Raw genomic sequence first — 13920 nt, 5'->3', positions numbered from 1 at the left:
AAAGCTAAAAAAACGAGCTTGCAAAGTACTGAAATCGGTTGTTCTATAGAAGAAGAAAAATCTACTCCGATTAGCAGAAAAGTTTAAGCACTGATTGTATGCACACCGCAAGATAACTCTTGCGGATGGACTGACCGTGCTTGTCCATTGACGGGAGGGGCGGCGATGGCGGAACCATTTCTTTCCGAAATCAGGATCATGTCGTTCGGGTTTCCGCCGAAAGGTTGGGCTCTCTGCGATGGACAGCTTCTGCCCATCAACCAGAACCAGGGGCTGTTTTCGCTCCTCGGCACCACCTTCGGCGGTGACGGCCGGGTGAATTTCGCCTTGCCCGATTACCGGGGACGCATTCCAATCCATGTCGGCGGTAGTCATACGCTTGGCGAGCGAGGCGGCGAGCAGGCGCACACGCTTTCCATAAGCGAACTGCCCCAACATACGCATGTTGCGAATGCCTCAACCGCCCAAGGTAACTCCGCCAACCCGAATTTCGCGAATGTAGGCAACGTCCTGGCGAACGACCCAGGAAATGTCTACGGCCTCGCCAACAATCTGGCGGCACTGAACGCGGGAAGCGTGTCCAGCATCGGCGGCAGCCAGGCGCATCTCAACATGCAGCCCTTTCTGGCGCTCAGTTTCTGCATTGCCCTGCAGGGCATCTTCCCCTCGCCGACCTGAGGATTAGCGATCATGGCACAACCCTATGTTGGCGAAGTCCGCATGTTTGCCGGCAATTTCGCGCCGGCCGGCTGGATGTTTTGCGAGGGCCAGCTCTTGCCGATCTCGGAGAACGAGACGCTGTTCAATCTGATCGGCACCACCTATGGCGGCGACGGCGAAAGCACCTTCGCGCTGCCCGATCTGCGCGGCCGGGTCCCGCTCCACCAGGGCAACGGCTTCGTCCTCGCGGAAACCGGCGGTGCCGAAGAGATCACGCTGACGATCCAGCAGATTCCGGCGCATTCCCATCCGTTCTTGGGCAACATCGGCAACGGGTCGCAAGCTTCGCCGGCGAACAATGTCCTGGCAAGTTCGACCCTGGTTCAGCTCTACGCAGCGGAAACGGCCGACGCGATCATGGCGACATCGGCCATCTCCTCTGTCGGTGGCAACCAGCCGCACACGAATTTTCAGCCCTATCTCTGCGTCAATTTCATCATTTCGCTGTTCGGCATCTTCCCGTCGCAGACCTGAGAGAATCGCCATGGCCGATCCGTTCGTCGCTGAAATCCGCATTTTCCCGTTCAATTTTGCGCCCAAGGGCTGGGCGTGGTGCGACGGCCAGTTGTTGCCATTGTCGCAGAACACGGCGCTGTTTTCGCTCCTCGGCACCACATATGGCGGCAACGGCAAGTCGAACTTCGCCTTGCCCGACCTGCAAGGCCGCTCGCCGATGCATCCAGGTCAAGGCCCGGGACTCTCGCTGCATGATCTCGGCGAAACCGGCGGTACGGAAACCGTTTCCCTGATTGAATCTGAAATGCCGATGCACAACCATGCGATGCGCGCGACCGTCGAAAACGGAACGCAAGGCACTCTCACCCCCAACATCACGCTGGCGACATCCATTGGCGGGCAGGTATTTCAAAAGACCACCAATGCCAATTTGGTCGCCATGAACGCCAACGCGCTCGCTCCAGCCGGCGGCGACCAGCCGCACAACAATATGCAGCCTTATCTCACCTGTTATTTCTGCATCGCGCTGCAAGGCGTTTTCCCGCCGAGAAATTGACATCGCGCCAACAGGGCAGGACCGACATCATGGCCAAGGAAGCAGCACCAAAGTCCGAAGCGCCGAGCGCGAAGGCCGCGAGGCGGGCCAAAAGCAGCGCCGGCACCGCCCGCTCGCGGCGGCCCGGCGTCCCGCCGGTCTACCAGCACATGCCTGCAGGCACCTCCTTCTTCGAGCTGTCGCGGCTGATGGTCGTCGGCATCGATTACGCGGCCGGGCGGCTGATCCAGAAGGCGCAGACATCCCCCAACGGACCGTGGGCGCAAGACTGGTCTCCCATCGCGCCGGGCGCCTTCGCCACGATGACGGCGGGCCTGACCAAGGATGGCCGGGTCGCGATCATCGCCCAGATGGCGGGAAACCCTGCCCTCTATTTTATTAGCGAAGATCCGAACCAGGTCGGCCCGATCGAGAAATGGAATCCGCCAGTCAGCATAGGCGCGCCGCCCGGCGCGGTCCTCTATCAGAAGCTCACGATGGCGCGTGACGCCGATGGCCGTATCGAGATATTCGTGACCGACAATCTCGGCCGCATCTGGTGGATCTACCAGAATCCCGACGTCATCGTTCAGGTGCAGAAGACCGTCACGCCGCCCGGCAGCTCGACGCCGATCGTCGTCACCGTCGATGAGCTTGCGCCCCCCGCCAAGCCATGGAGCGACTGGATACAGCTCACCGGCCAGCTCGTGGCGGTGACGTCAATCCGCCAGGCAGACGGCCGCATAGCGCTGTTCGGCATTAACTCCGTCCTTGCTCTCTACCGCTGCCAGCAAGCCAAGGCTCAGGCGCTGACGGTCGCCGACTGGACGCCATGGATACAGATCGACGCCGGCTTCAAGTTCACGGAAATGGCGCCGATCGTGGGGCCTCTCGGCTCTACCAATCTCTTTGCGATGACGCAGCCGGGTCAAGTCCTGCACACCAAGCAGCAGCCGGCCGGCTCCGATACCTGGACCGCCTGGGCAACGCCAGGCTTCAGCAGGGTTCCGAGATACACGCTCTGCGCCGGTATCCAGGGCGACGGCGATATCATGCTGGTCGCTTCCGACCAGCAGCACGTTCACTCCTTCAATGCCCAATATGATGCGGCCACCCAGAATTGGTCGGGATGGCGTGACTTCAACGCTTCTGGCGCCAACACCCGATTGTCGCTCGACTACAATGCCGATGGCCGCCTTGCCTTGTTCTCGATGATGATCACAGGCGATGGCTCGAATGGCCTTTGGACAATCAATCAGATGGCAATGGACAGCTCCGAGTGGGAGTGGGGCTGGACGGCGCTGGCCACCAGCAACCTCAAACAGATCGCAGTGGTGCGCGATCTGACGCCGCCGGTCTGAGACCTCCCGGGCAGGGAATGGCAGCCGTTGAAATCTTCAGGCGTGCGCTAGCGGCCGAGCTTGTGCTGCGGCCTGAGACGGATGCCGATATACCGTTCCTGGGTGCGCTTTACGCATCGACGCGGATGGAGGAACTGGCCGTGACGGCATGGAGCGAGGCACAGAAAGCCGCGTTTCTCGACATGCAGTTCCAGGCGCAGCGCGCGCATTACCGGCGCCACTATCCGGAAGCGGATTGGCTGGTGGTGGAGCGTGGCGGCGAACGGATCGGCCGCCTCTATCTCGAGCGTTGGCCGAGCCAGCACCGCATCATCGACATCGCCCTTCGGCCCGAGCATTGCGGCAAGGGCTTCGGCACCGCTTTGCTCAACGACTTGATCGATGAGGCGGCCGCCGTCGGCAAGGCTGTCTCGATCCATGTCGAGAAGAACAATCCGGCATATCGTCTCTATTTGCGGCTCGGCTTCGAGGTCGTCGAGGACAAGGGTGTCTACGACCTGATGGCGCGGCCTGGCTTACCGGCCGGAACGGACGGTCAGTTGAAGACTGCCTCGTAGGTATAGCTCGTCTGGTCGCCGGAGATCGGCACGATGAAGATGTCATGGGCAAGCTCGCTGCCGACAAAGTGATAGGTCGCCTGTGGCAAAAGCATTTCGCGCGGGCCTTTGAACAGCAGCGAGAAGCCGCCGCCCTCGCGCGGGCTGTTGGCGATCCGCCTTACCGCGCTCAACTCCAGCGCGACCATCTTGCCATTCGTCTCGACGATGAATGTCTGGCCGACGGCCTGATCGAAATCCGCAACCGAAACCATTGTCGTCCGCCCTCGATCACTTGCTTCGGCTGCCAATTCCTGCGAGCCTCGTCTTGTCCATAGCGCGCCGATCATCGCTGGAAAAGTGCGCAGCGGATTTCCGTCCGGAATTGCTCTGGAAAGGAGTGAAGCGGCTCCAAGTTCTATCGGACGTGAACCATTCCAGCCATTGCGCCAACCCCTGCGCTGGCCTAAACCCCTCATAAGTGTCATGCTATCCATGGCTTTTGAAGCACCGCGCGGAGATACGAAGCATGGCCGAAGCCAACACCGAGAAGGCGCCGGCGCCGGGTGCGGCCAGCAATGCGCTGCCGCTGTTCTACTTGAAGCCGGAGGCGCTCAGCCCGATACGCCACGGCTCGCTCGGTTTGACTGCGCGCGCCGATTTCGGCTTTGCCCGCGCGGCGCATGCCATCCCCGTTGCGGCATCGGAAATGCCGGGCGCCATGCGCTCCTATCCGATCGTCTTCATCGGCCCTGCCAAGGCGCCGGTGATCATCACGGGGCTGCGCCAGAACGAAAACCTGTTCGTCGATGCCGACGGCGGCTGGACCGAGCCGCATTACATTCCGGCCTATGTGCGGCGTTATCCGTTCATCCTGGCGGACGAATCCGCCACCTCCGGCCGGCTGACGCTTTGCGTCGATCGGGCCAGCGACCGCGTCGTCGACCAGCTCGTGGCGCCGTTTCGTGACGATGCCGGCAAGCTCGCGCTGTTCTTCAACGGCACCGAACCGACCGAAGCGACCAGGCAGGCGCTCGCCTTCTGCAGCCAGTTCCAGAACGATTTCAACGCCACCCGCGCCATGGTCGAGAAGATCGACGCGCACGGCCTGTTCGCGCCGCGCCAGAGTAAGGTGACGCTGGAAGGCGGCGAGGTGCTGAATCTCACCGACTTCCAAGTGATCGACGAGCAGGCGCTCAACAAGCTGGCCGACGAAGCCTTCCTCGATCTGAGGAAATCAGGGGCTCTGGCGCTGGTCTATTGCCATCTCGCCTCCTCCAACAGCTGGTCGTCACTGGTCCACCAGGCGTCGATCCGCAAGCAGGGTTGGAAATGAGCGGCGACAATCCAGTCGTGTGACGGTACGCCGATGATCGTTGAGCGGCTGTGCGCCCTTTCGGGTGCGAGTGCCGAATCGGTGACTGCGTGCCAGGTCCGACAATGTGGTCGTCTCGATCAGATCGAGACGGCCAGAGATTTATGACAAATTGGTTGCGGGACGCGCAGCCACCAATGCACTGTGTTTCGCACCAAGAGTCACCTTTCTTGTGAAACCATTTCAGTCGCAAGGAAACAATCCGCCACCTGATGAGCACGGCACAATTCGCCGCCGCTTGACGGCGGGAACTTCAGCTTGAGAGAACCCCCAGGCCGCCGATACGCAGCTTCCTCTCGCAAGGTTCAGGCACAGATCACGCCATTTTCTTCAGCTCTGTACCTGTTCGGGCGCGCCGGAGAGAGTTTGTTAGTGCGCAATATGCGCGAGCAAACAGCAATCGACCGATGAGCCAGCCGCAGAACGTCACAATCGTCGAGGTGGGGCCTCGCGACGGCCTGCAGAACGAGAAGACGATTATTGCCAGTGACCGGAAGGTCGCCCTGATCGGGCTGCTGGCGGATGCCGGGCTTACGCGGATAGAGGCGACGGCATTCGTTTCGCCAAAATGGGTGCCGCAGATGGCCGACCATGACGAGGTCATGCGGAACGTCCCGCGCCGGCCCGGCCTGCTGCTCTCCGCGCTGGTGCCGAACGAAGAAGGCGCTGCGGCGGCGATCGCGGCCGGCGCCCAGGAACTCGCAGTGTTCGCCAGCGCGTCGGAGACTTTTGCGCAGAAGAACACCAACTGCACGATCGCGCAGAGCATCGAGCGGTTCAGGCCGGTGATGTCGCTTGCCGCCGCGCACGGGCTCTCCGTGAGAGGCTATGTCTCCTGCGCCATCGACTGCCCGTATGAGGGGGCCATCGAGCCGGAAGCGGTGAGAGATGTCTCCGAGCGCCTGATTGGCATCGGCTGCCGCGAGGTGGCCGTCGCGGATACGATCGGACGCGCGACCCCCGAAAGAGTCGATCGGATGCTGACCGAGGTTACCCGTGGCATTGCTGCCTCGTGCCTTGCCTGTCACTTCCACGACACGTCGGGCCAGGCCCTGGCGAACATCGACGTTGCCTTGGCCTTCGGCATCCGGATCTTCGACAGCGCTGTCGGCGGGCTGGGCGGCTGCCCCTATGCGCCGGGTGCGGCCGGCAATGTCGCCACGGAGGCCGTCGTCGCGCATGTGACGCGGCTCGGCTACGACACCGGAATCGATACCGGAAAGCTCGCGCATGCCCGCGCCCTGGCGCTGCGCCTGAAGGCCGGAGCGGGTTCGCGCGGCTGATCCATAGTTTTAGCGCATGATCCTAATGGACCGCGGCATACATGATTACCTCTTCCGTCGCGTTGCGGCGGTCCATTTCCTCCACGATCTTGCCCTGGCGCGCAATGAGGATCCGGTCCGACAGCGTGAGAATTTCCGGCAGGTAGGAGGAGATCACCGCGATCGCGATTCCCTGGTCGGCGAGCTGGTTGATGAAGGCGTGGATCTCGGCGATGGCGCCGACATCGACACCGCGCGTCGGCTCGTCGAAGATCACCAGCTTCGGCTTCTGCACCAGCGCCTTGGCAATCACGACCTTCTGCTGGTTGCCGCCTGACAGCTCGATGACCTTCGCATTGGGGTCGATGGCGCGGATGTTCAGACGCTTGCGCCAGTCTTCGGCGAGCGAGCGCGCCTGCTTCATCGATATGATGTTCAGGCCGCCATAGGGCTGGCCGCCGAGATAGCCCATATAGATATTCTCGGCGATGCTCATCGTCTCGAAAAAGCCCTCGGCCTTGCGCTCCTCGGTGACATAGACGATGCCGTCGCGGACGGCGGGCGCCGGCACCAGATAGCGCTTGGGCCGGCCGCCGATCTTGACTTCGCCGCCATGGAAGAAGTCGCGCTTGAGCACGCCGCTGACGACTTTCAGCGTCTCGGTGCGGCCGGATCCGACAAGGCCGAAGATGCCCGTCACCTGGCCGGCGTAAAGCGAGAAGGACGTGTTGCGGACCATGTTGCCCATCGACAGGTTCTCGACCGAAAGCACTTTTGGCCCGCGCGGACGCGGCGCGCGGCTCCGCGAAGCGCCGCTGTAGATCTCATCGGTGAGCGTGCGGCCGACCATCGCCTGGATGATCTTCTGGCGATCGAAGGCGGATGCCCTGTCGGATGCGACCAGCCTGCCGTCGCGCAGGACGGTGATGCGATCCGCCACCAGCAGCGCTTCCTCCAGCGCATGCGAGATGAAGATGATGGAGACCCCTTCTTCCTTCAGCTTCCTGATCAGCTTGAAGAAGTAGCTCTTCTCCTCGGGCGTCAGCGTCGCCGTCGGTTCGTCGAAGATGATCACCTTGGCCTTGTGGTGAACCGCCCGGGCGATCTCCACCATCTGTTTCTGGGCTGCGCCGAGCGAGCCGACGATCGCCGAGGGGTCGACATGGAAATTGAGCGACTGCAGGAATTGCTGCGCCGAGATATAGACGCCGCGCAGGCGATTGAGCGGCTTCTCCTTGCCGAGATAGATGTTCTGGGCCACCGTCATCGATGGCACCAGGCTGTTCTCCTGGTAGACCATGGCGATGCCTTTCGCGAGACCCTCGGCGGGGGTGTGGAGGCGTTCTTCCCGGCCATCGATGAACAGCCTGCCGCTGCTCAGCGGATAGACGCCCGCTATGACCTTGGTAAGCGTGGATTTGCCGGCGCCGTTTTCGCCAAGCAAAGCGTGTATCTCGCCAGGCAGCAGCTGGAAATCGACGTCCAGAAACGCCGGATTGCCGCGGAAATCCTTGGTTGCCGCCTTGAGTTCGACGATCGGTGTCATGGTACGGCATCCAAGGTGGAAACGATGTCCGGCTCGCTGGGATCGAGATGGTCGATGGCGATGATCTCGCCGCGGCCTTTCGAGGTCAAAAGCAGCCGCTCTGCCTGCTCCGCGCAGGAAGTTATGCCGTGGCGCTTGCCGTCGGCCCGGCTGTGCGCGCTCCAGATCGGCTGGAACTCATCGTCCAGCCTGATCACGAGCCCGTAGGAGCGCGTTGGCGCCCATGGCTTGTGGATACCAAGCCGGATGATCCCGCCCGCCTGCAGCGGCTCCTTGAAGCTATGGCCGCTCGATAGCGTGGGCGCGATCCAGTATTCGGGAGCGACCGTCTCCATCATCGTGCGCTTGTAGCGTTTTTCACGCAGCACGAACTCCTGTAGCTGAGAGCGCACAGCAAACAGGGTTAGCCAGTACCCTCCCCGGCTCGACGGACGGATGCGGCCCGGATAGGCAGGGAGGTCCACCAGCGGCGTTTCGCTGCCTTCACCGCGGATGCCGACCGTCAGCAGACGGTGCCGCCATGCCTCGCTGACGGCCACACGATCGCGACCGGCGATGCACACGCCGGAAGGATAGCCGAGGCCGCCCTGTATCACCGAAGCGTCGCGGGCACCGATATCGATCTTCAGCACACTGCCGCTGCGGCCGAGCTCCAGCAGGTCCCGCGCCCATTCGCCGACCGGATTGGCGCCCGAACCGTTGCAGACCACGAGCGTGTCTTCGTCGGCGAACACGCCGGCGGTCGGGCAATTGAGCCGTTGATTGCGAAGGCTGGCCGGCAGCCGCAGACCGTCATGCGGTCCGCCCGCGATCGCGATGCCCTGCCCGTCCAACCCGACGGCGATCGCGCCGCCGGCGGAGGCCGCCAGGAACGTGATGTCCGCCTCATAGGTCGCCCGCGTCGCGACGGAACCGTCGCTCGCGATTTCGACCAGGCTTCTGCCTGACGAGGCCAGGACGAGGTCGCCGGCCACCACCAGATTGTCGGCGTCCTTCAGCGTCGCGATGCCGGAGACCTGTTCGAGAAGATTGTTTGGCTTCAGCGCGCCGTCCATGACCGGCACCGTGATGGAATGCTCGCCGCGACCGCCCATGAACCGATCGACGACGACGCCTACGAAACGCGAGAGGCTCATGCGCGTGGTCCCCAATAGGCGGCCTGCGACGTCCATTCGGGATCGGCATCGGGCAATTTCAGCCGGCCGATCCTGTCGTTGTAGAGGCCGCCGAGATAGAGATGGCCCTTGTGCTCGCGCATCGACGTCACCATGGGATGGTTCTTGCCGCCAAGGTCCCAGTAGGATTCGACGATCTCGCCGTCGGGCCTGAACTTCAGCACGCAGCCGGTGTTGATGTTGGGGAACAGCCACTCGTCACGGGCAACCCGCTTGGCCATGCGCTTGCGCAGCGAGGGCATGCGCATGGCGAGGTCCAGCGCCGGCGACCGCATGCCGACAAGGGCCAGCCAGAAATTGCCGTCCGAGGCGCGATTGATGTTGTCGGGGTATCCGGGAAGGTTCGGGATCGTGATCTCGCGCTTGCCCTTGTTCGGCCCCGCGAACCAGTACCGGTTTATGCGGCATCCCCAGGTCTCGGCGAAGAAGAAGGACTCTCCGTCGCCCGCCATGCACACTCCGTTGGGGAACTGCAGGTCGCGCAGGATCGTCGTCGTCGACCGATCCCTCGGGTCGTAGCAGATCAGTCGTCCGTTGCCGCGGCTCTCCAGCGCATCGGTCGGCCAGTCATGCATGTCGTAGCGGATGGTCGCTTCGGAGAAGAAGATGCGGCCGTCCGGCGCGATGTCGAGATCGTCGGCGAGCTTGAGACGGGAATCGTCGATGACCGACAGGACGGTGCGCTTGGTCTCGTCGGTGAGCTTGGTCACCTTGCGGTCGGGCGAGACCTGATAAAGGCCCATGCCGCCGATGCAGACGTCGAGGTTGTCGTCGGCGTCGAACGCCATCCCCAGCGGGTGGCCGCCGATATGCACGAAAATCTCCCACCGCGCATAATCGGGCGCCAGGAAGCGCACAATGTCGCCATGGCGATTGGGGCAGTAGAGATTGTCCTGGCGGTCGAAGATGACGTCCTCTGGCCCCTCGATCTCGCCCTTGCCGATCAGCGTGACATCTTTCAGCCGGTCGTTGAGCGCGTAGGGGCTCCCCGATCCGGCGTCGGTGTCGGGCAGCTCGGGAAGGCGGAAATAGCTTGGCGACACATAGACCTTGTTGAGCAGCTTGTGCCTGTTCTTCAGCCAGCGCACGTCGATGGCCACGACGCAGAGCAGCACGATGCCGAGAATCATCGAGCTGATGCCGCCGGTGATGCCGATGCGCACCATGCTGTCGGTGAGGATGAGCACGACCACCGCGCCCAGCACCGACTTCACGACCGAGCCGCGGCCGCCGCCCAGGCTGTTGCCGCCGAGGACGGCCGCCGTCAGCGCAGCGATCTCGAGGCCGACCCCGGTATCCGAGCCGGCGCTGCCAAGACGCGCCGCGAAAAACACCCCGGCCAGCGACACCAGCACGCTCGACCAGACATAGGTCGAGAAGATGACGAACTTGACCTTCAGGCCGGCATTGTAGGCCGAGCGGCGGCTGCCGCCGACGGCGGTGATGTGCCAGCCCGTCCTGGCGCGCGTCAGCACCACGTGCCACAGCACGATGACGGCCAGGGCCACGAGGAAGGAGAACGGGATCCCGAAGACGCTGCCCTCGCCGATAAAGGCCCAGAGGTCGGAATCCGGGAACACCGCCGAGACGTCCACGGCATAGTGGAGCAGGATGATGTCGACGATCGAGCGGATGATGATCAGCGTGACAAGCGTCGTCAGGAACGCCCGGATGCGCAGATAGCCGATCAGGAAGCCGTTGACCGCGCCGCAGACGGCTCCGACCGCCAGCGTGGCAAGCACGGTCGCCCAAACCGGCCAGCCGAGCAGCGAGATGCAGATCAGGGCCGTGATGTTGGCAAGCGCAAAGACGCTGCCGACCGAAAGGTCGAGCCCGCCCGCGAGCAGCACGATGCCCATCGCGACGACGACCAGCGCGAACTCCGATAACTGACGCGACGTCTCGGTCACGCTGTCGAGCGTGAAGAAATGCGGGTTTTCCAGAAGGAAGAAACCGACCGTGAGAATCGTGGCAAAAACCGGAACGGCATTGTCGCTCCAGCGCTTCGACAGCACTTCGCCAAGCACCTTTTCAGGAAAATAACGAAAATAGAGGCGCTCGATCGCTTCCATCACAACGTCCCAATCAAATCCGGCCTGGGCCGGAGCCGCCGCCTCATCGCGCAGCGGCCCGGCCTGTTCCCTACTTCTTCAACTGATCGAGGTCCCAGCAGCTGTTCGCTGACATGGTGTCCTTGGTGATGAACTTGTTGGGGGTATAGAGCGCGAATTTGAGCGATCCTGCCGGCTCCTTCGACTGCAGCAAGACCTTGATGGTGTTGTTCAGGTCGCGGCCCTGCCCCTCGACGTCATAGGAGATGACCTCGTTGAACGTGCCGTTCTGCACGCCCTGGCACGCGGTCTTGTTCCCGCCGCCCGAGGTGATCAGGTAGATGTCCTTGCCCGACTCCTGAATGGCCGCGCCGGTGCCCGCATCCATGACATCCCAGAAGCCAATGATGCCGCAAAGATCCGGGTTCTGCTGGATCACCGTCTGGGCGATGCCATGCGCCTTGGACTGGTCCCAGTCGCCCGTTTGGCTGGAGACGATCTTGATATCGTCATGGCCCTTCAGCGTTTCGGTGATGGCATTGAGCTGGTAGACGCTGGCCGCCGCCGTTGCCGGACCTTGGATGATGGCGATCTTGCCGCTCTTGCCGCTGGCCTTGCCGCATTTCTCGATCATGCGGTTGGCGGCGTACTGGCCGATCCCGTACCAGTCGGCACCGACGAAGGCGTCGGTCTGATAGCTCGACTTCATGTTGACCTGGACGACCTTGATGCCCGAATCCTCGGCCTTCTTCAGGGTGCGGGCGTAGGACGCCACATCGAAATTCTGCACGACGATGATGTCCGGCTTCTCGGTGATCGCCTGGGTCAGCGCTCGCGTGCCGGTGTCGGTGCTCCAGTTGGCGTCGCGGATGTCGATCGTGTAGCCGAGCCGCTTGGCTTCCTTTTCCATGATCGCGGCCCAGCCTTCCGGCAGGTCGAAGCTCATCGACATCGGCACGAAGACCACTTTCTTGCCGGCAAGCGAATCGAGCGTCGGCTGCCTGAGCGCATCGGCCATGCCCTCCTGCGCCGTCGCGCAGCTCGTGGAAATGATGGCCGCCGTGAGCGCGGCCGCCGCGTATTTCAGGATCATCATCTCGGTTTCCTCCCATTCGATGACTGTCGGTTTCAGATGTCCCCTTGCTGCGATGTTTGTTCGTCTCGGGGGTTGAGAAAGGCGTCGATCACCAGGGCGAAGAGCAGCACCGTGCTCTTGAGCAGGTTCTGGACCGTGTAGGAGATGTTGAGGATGGTCATGCCGTTCAGCAGCAGGCCGATCAGCACCGTGCCGACCAGGATGTTGCGGACGCCGCCGCGCCCGCCGGTGAGGCCGATGCCGCCCAATATGACGACCAGAAGCACGTCGTATATCAGGGTGGAGTTGACCATGCGCATGTTCATGCTGGCCACGGAAGCCGCCGTCGCGCAGCCGGCCAGGAAGGCCATGGTGCTCGAGATCACATATTGCAGGATGATGATCGGCCGGACCGGTATGCCGGTGATCCGCGCCGTGGAGATGTTGTCTCCGATGCCGTAGATGAAGCGCCCGAGACCGGTTTTCCTAAGGAAGAGATAGAGCGCGGCCGAGCAGATCGCGAAGAGCCAGATCGGCATCGGGATGCCAAGCACGGCGCCGCGTCCGAGAAACAGGAACCAGTGCAGATTGTCGGGAATGTTGTTGACGTCGAGCGACGCGATAACCCCTCGCCCGAGGCCATAGACGATCGCCGACACCGCGAGGGTCGCAAAGATGGCCGGGATTTCCACATAGGCTATCAGGAAACCCATCACGATGGCGACGGCGACCGCGAAGGCCAGCCCGAGGGCCAGAGCGGTAGAGAACGCATAGCCATGGTTGGCAAGCACGATCGACAAAGTGAGCGAGACCGCCATCACCGCGACCAGGGAAAGGTCGACGCCGCGGCCGATGACCACCACCGCCATACCGAGGCTGAGCATGCCCAGCATGGCGACGTTCCGGATCAGGTTGAGGATGTTCTCCGGGCTGAGGAATCCATTGAGGGCGACCGAGAAATAGACAAACAGCAGCACCGCGACGACGAACACGATCAGTTCCTGGGTGAGGCCGATCCGGTGCCTGGTCTTCGTCGTCGCGCTCGGCGTCATTTTTTCTGATGCTGTTGCCACGGTCACTTGCCCTTGTTGGCGAAAGCCTCGAGTCCGCGTTTGGCGTCGTCGCTGGTGAAGGTGCGCTGGCCGAGCCGCGCTTCGTGCTGGAAAGCCTCGCCGAGCGGCAGGTGCTGCAATGTCAGCACCGCTTCCTTGATCGTCTGGATGGCTGTCGGGCTGAAGGAAGCTATGCGCTCGGCGATATCGCGCGACACGCGCTCGACCTCGCTGCTCGCCACGGCCTGGTTCGCGACGCCCCTGGCAAGCATGTCTGCCGCCGTGAACCGCCTTCCCGTCAACAGGATTTCCATCGCGTGCGCGTAGCCGATCTGGCGCACGAGGCGCACAAGCGTGCCGCCGGCGGGGACGAAGCCGTGGGCGGGTTCAGGCAGCTGGAAGACGGCATCCTCGGCCACGATCCGAATATCGGTGGCCAGCATCAGCTCGAAACCGCCGCCGATGCACAGGCCGCGAATGGCGCTTACCACCGGCTTGTAGAAACCGGCGGTCTTGATATGCGCCGGGTCCCAAGCGGAAATGTCGAAGCTGTCGGAAGCCAGCGCCGGAATGGACTCTCTCAGGTCGGCACCAACGCAGAACGCACGGTCTCCGGCTCCGGCGAGCACCGCCACCCGGATCCTGTCGTCGTCCCGCACCTCGTCGAAGGCGCGACCGAGATCCTCATACATGGCAAGGCTCAAGGCATTGAGCTTTTCCGGACGGTTGATCCGGATCGTGGCGATGTGCCCGTCGACGCCGAAATCGATCGCCAT

The 13920-nt window shown here is 62.7% G+C and carries 14 protein-coding genes; 7 read left to right on the top strand and 7 right to left on the bottom strand.

From position 1 onward, the window contains the following. Positions 1-165 precede the first annotated feature (165 nt). From MJ8_RS06070 to MJ8_RS06050, 5 genes are read left to right on the top strand one after another with little or no spacing between them, the layout of a single operon-like run. Positions 166-678: a phage tail protein gene (locus tag MJ8_RS06070; protein WP_201413542.1), complete on the top strand. Its 513-nt coding sequence runs from the start codon at positions 166-168 to the stop codon at positions 676-678. Positions 679-690: 12 nt separating this feature from the next. Next, entirely contained in the window at positions 691-1194 is a 504-nt protein-coding gene (locus MJ8_RS06065; RefSeq protein WP_201413541.1) for a phage tail protein, read from the top strand. A gap of 10 nt (positions 1195-1204) precedes the next feature. After that, positions 1205-1732 carry a phage tail protein gene (locus MJ8_RS06060; protein WP_201413540.1) on the top strand — a complete coding sequence of 176 codons (528 nt, stop codon included), beginning with the start codon at positions 1205-1207 and terminating at the stop codon, positions 1730-1732. 29 nt (positions 1733-1761) lie between these two features. After that, positions 1762-3072: a hypothetical protein gene (locus MJ8_RS06055; protein ID WP_201413539.1), complete on the top strand. Its 1311-nt coding sequence runs from the start codon at positions 1762-1764 to the stop codon at positions 3070-3072. 17 nt (positions 3073-3089) lie between these two features. Next, on the top strand, positions 3090-3629 hold the full coding sequence (locus MJ8_RS06050) for a GNAT family N-acetyltransferase (protein WP_201413538.1): 540 nt from the start codon (positions 3090-3092) through the stop codon (positions 3627-3629). Here MJ8_RS06050 and MJ8_RS06045 read toward each other — a convergent pair. Further along, entirely contained in the window at positions 3608-3883 is a 276-nt protein-coding gene (locus tag MJ8_RS06045) for a DUF6916 family protein (protein WP_201413537.1), read from the bottom strand. The two genes, MJ8_RS06050 and MJ8_RS06045, sit on opposite strands and share 22 nt — an antisense overlap. Before the next feature lie 254 nt (positions 3884-4137). Between MJ8_RS06045 and MJ8_RS06040 the strand changes: the two genes are divergently transcribed. Then, entirely contained in the window at positions 4138-4944 is an 807-nt protein-coding gene (locus tag MJ8_RS06040) for a SapC family protein (RefSeq protein ID WP_201413536.1), read from the top strand. A gap of 446 nt (positions 4945-5390) precedes the next feature. Further along, on the top strand, positions 5391-6266 hold the full coding sequence (locus MJ8_RS06035) for a hydroxymethylglutaryl-CoA lyase (RefSeq protein ID WP_201413535.1): 876 nt from the start codon (positions 5391-5393) through the stop codon (positions 6264-6266). Between the two features lie 22 nt (positions 6267-6288). Here MJ8_RS06035 and MJ8_RS06030 read toward each other — a convergent pair whose 3' ends face one another. The 6 genes from MJ8_RS06030 to MJ8_RS06005 form a co-directional block, all read right to left on the bottom strand. After that, on the bottom strand, positions 6289-7791 hold the full coding sequence (locus tag MJ8_RS06030; RefSeq protein WP_201413534.1) for a sugar ABC transporter ATP-binding protein: 1503 nt from the start codon (positions 7789-7791) through the stop codon (positions 6289-6291). Next, positions 7788-8846, bottom strand: coding sequence for a hypothetical protein (locus MJ8_RS06025; RefSeq protein WP_225248148.1), 1059 nt, complete (start codon positions 8844-8846; stop codon positions 7788-7790). Before MJ8_RS06025 ends, MJ8_RS06030 begins: the two co-directional genes overlap by 4 nt. 77 nt (positions 8847-8923) lie before the next feature. Then, positions 8924-11038 (bottom strand): ABC transporter permease, encoded by a 2115-nt coding sequence (locus tag MJ8_RS06020; protein WP_201413532.1) that lies wholly within the window; start codon positions 11036-11038, stop codon positions 8924-8926. A 70-nt stretch (positions 11039-11108) separates the two neighbouring features. Continuing rightward, the gene (locus MJ8_RS06015) at positions 11109-12113 is read right to left on the bottom strand and encodes a sugar ABC transporter substrate-binding protein (RefSeq protein ID WP_201413531.1); all 1005 of its coding nucleotides are present in this window, start codon (positions 12111-12113) and stop codon (positions 11109-11111) included. A 32-nt stretch (positions 12114-12145) separates the two neighbouring features. Beyond that, positions 12146-13144, bottom strand: a complete 999-nt coding sequence (locus MJ8_RS06010; RefSeq protein ID WP_201413530.1) for an ABC transporter permease — start codon at positions 13142-13144, stop codon at positions 12146-12148. 23 nt (positions 13145-13167) lie between these two features. Further along, positions 13168-13920: an enoyl-CoA hydratase/isomerase family protein gene (locus MJ8_RS06005; RefSeq protein ID WP_201413529.1), complete on the bottom strand. Its 753-nt coding sequence runs from the start codon at positions 13918-13920 to the stop codon at positions 13168-13170.

This window comes from Mesorhizobium sp. J8 (assembly GCF_016591715.1).
In the GTDB taxonomy this organism is placed as follows: domain Bacteria; phylum Pseudomonadota; class Alphaproteobacteria; order Rhizobiales; family Rhizobiaceae; genus Mesorhizobium.
The sequence above is the reverse complement of the archived record's forward strand: the minus strand, read 5'-3'. Positions and strand labels throughout refer to the sequence as shown.

Excerpts from the sequence above, each read along its gene's own strand:
- MJ8_RS06065 (WP_201413541.1), top strand. The coding sequence starts at position 691 with ATGGCACAACCCTATGTTGGCGAAGTCCGCATGTTTGCCGGCAATTTC.
- MJ8_RS06040 (WP_201413536.1), top strand. The coding sequence starts at position 4,138 with ATGGCCGAAGCCAACACCGAGAAGGCGCCGGCGCCGGGTGCGGCCAGC.
- MJ8_RS06010 (WP_201413530.1), bottom strand. The coding sequence starts at position 13,144 with ATGACGCCGAGCGCGACGACGAAGACCAGGCACCGGATCGGCCTCACC.
- MJ8_RS06055 (WP_201413539.1), top strand. The coding sequence starts at position 1,762 with ATGGCCAAGGAAGCAGCACCAAAGTCCGAAGCGCCGAGCGCGAAGGCC.
- MJ8_RS06025 (WP_225248148.1), bottom strand. The coding sequence starts at position 8,846 with ATGGACGGCGCGCTGAAGCCAAACAATCTTCTCGAACAGGTCTCCGGC.
- MJ8_RS06020 (WP_201413532.1), bottom strand. The coding sequence starts at position 11,038 with ATGGAAGCGATCGAGCGCCTCTATTTTCGTTATTTTCCTGAAAAGGTG.
- MJ8_RS06035 (WP_201413535.1), top strand. The coding sequence starts at position 5,391 with ATGAGCCAGCCGCAGAACGTCACAATCGTCGAGGTGGGGCCTCGCGAC.
- MJ8_RS06005 (WP_201413529.1), bottom strand. The coding sequence starts at position 13,920 with ATGGCGATCGATTTCGGCGTCGACGGGCACATCGCCACGATCCGGATC.
- MJ8_RS06070 (WP_201413542.1), top strand. The coding sequence starts at position 166 with ATGGCGGAACCATTTCTTTCCGAAATCAGGATCATGTCGTTCGGGTTT.
- MJ8_RS06030 (WP_201413534.1), bottom strand. The coding sequence starts at position 7,791 with ATGACACCGATCGTCGAACTCAAGGCGGCAACCAAGGATTTCCGCGGC.
- MJ8_RS06060 (WP_201413540.1), top strand. The coding sequence starts at position 1,205 with ATGGCCGATCCGTTCGTCGCTGAAATCCGCATTTTCCCGTTCAATTTT.
- MJ8_RS06050 (WP_201413538.1), top strand. The coding sequence starts at position 3,090 with ATGGCAGCCGTTGAAATCTTCAGGCGTGCGCTAGCGGCCGAGCTTGTG.
- MJ8_RS06015 (WP_201413531.1), bottom strand. The coding sequence starts at position 12,113 with ATGATGATCCTGAAATACGCGGCGGCCGCGCTCACGGCGGCCATCATT.
- MJ8_RS06045 (WP_201413537.1), bottom strand. The coding sequence starts at position 3,883 with ATGGTTTCGGTTGCGGATTTCGATCAGGCCGTCGGCCAGACATTCATC.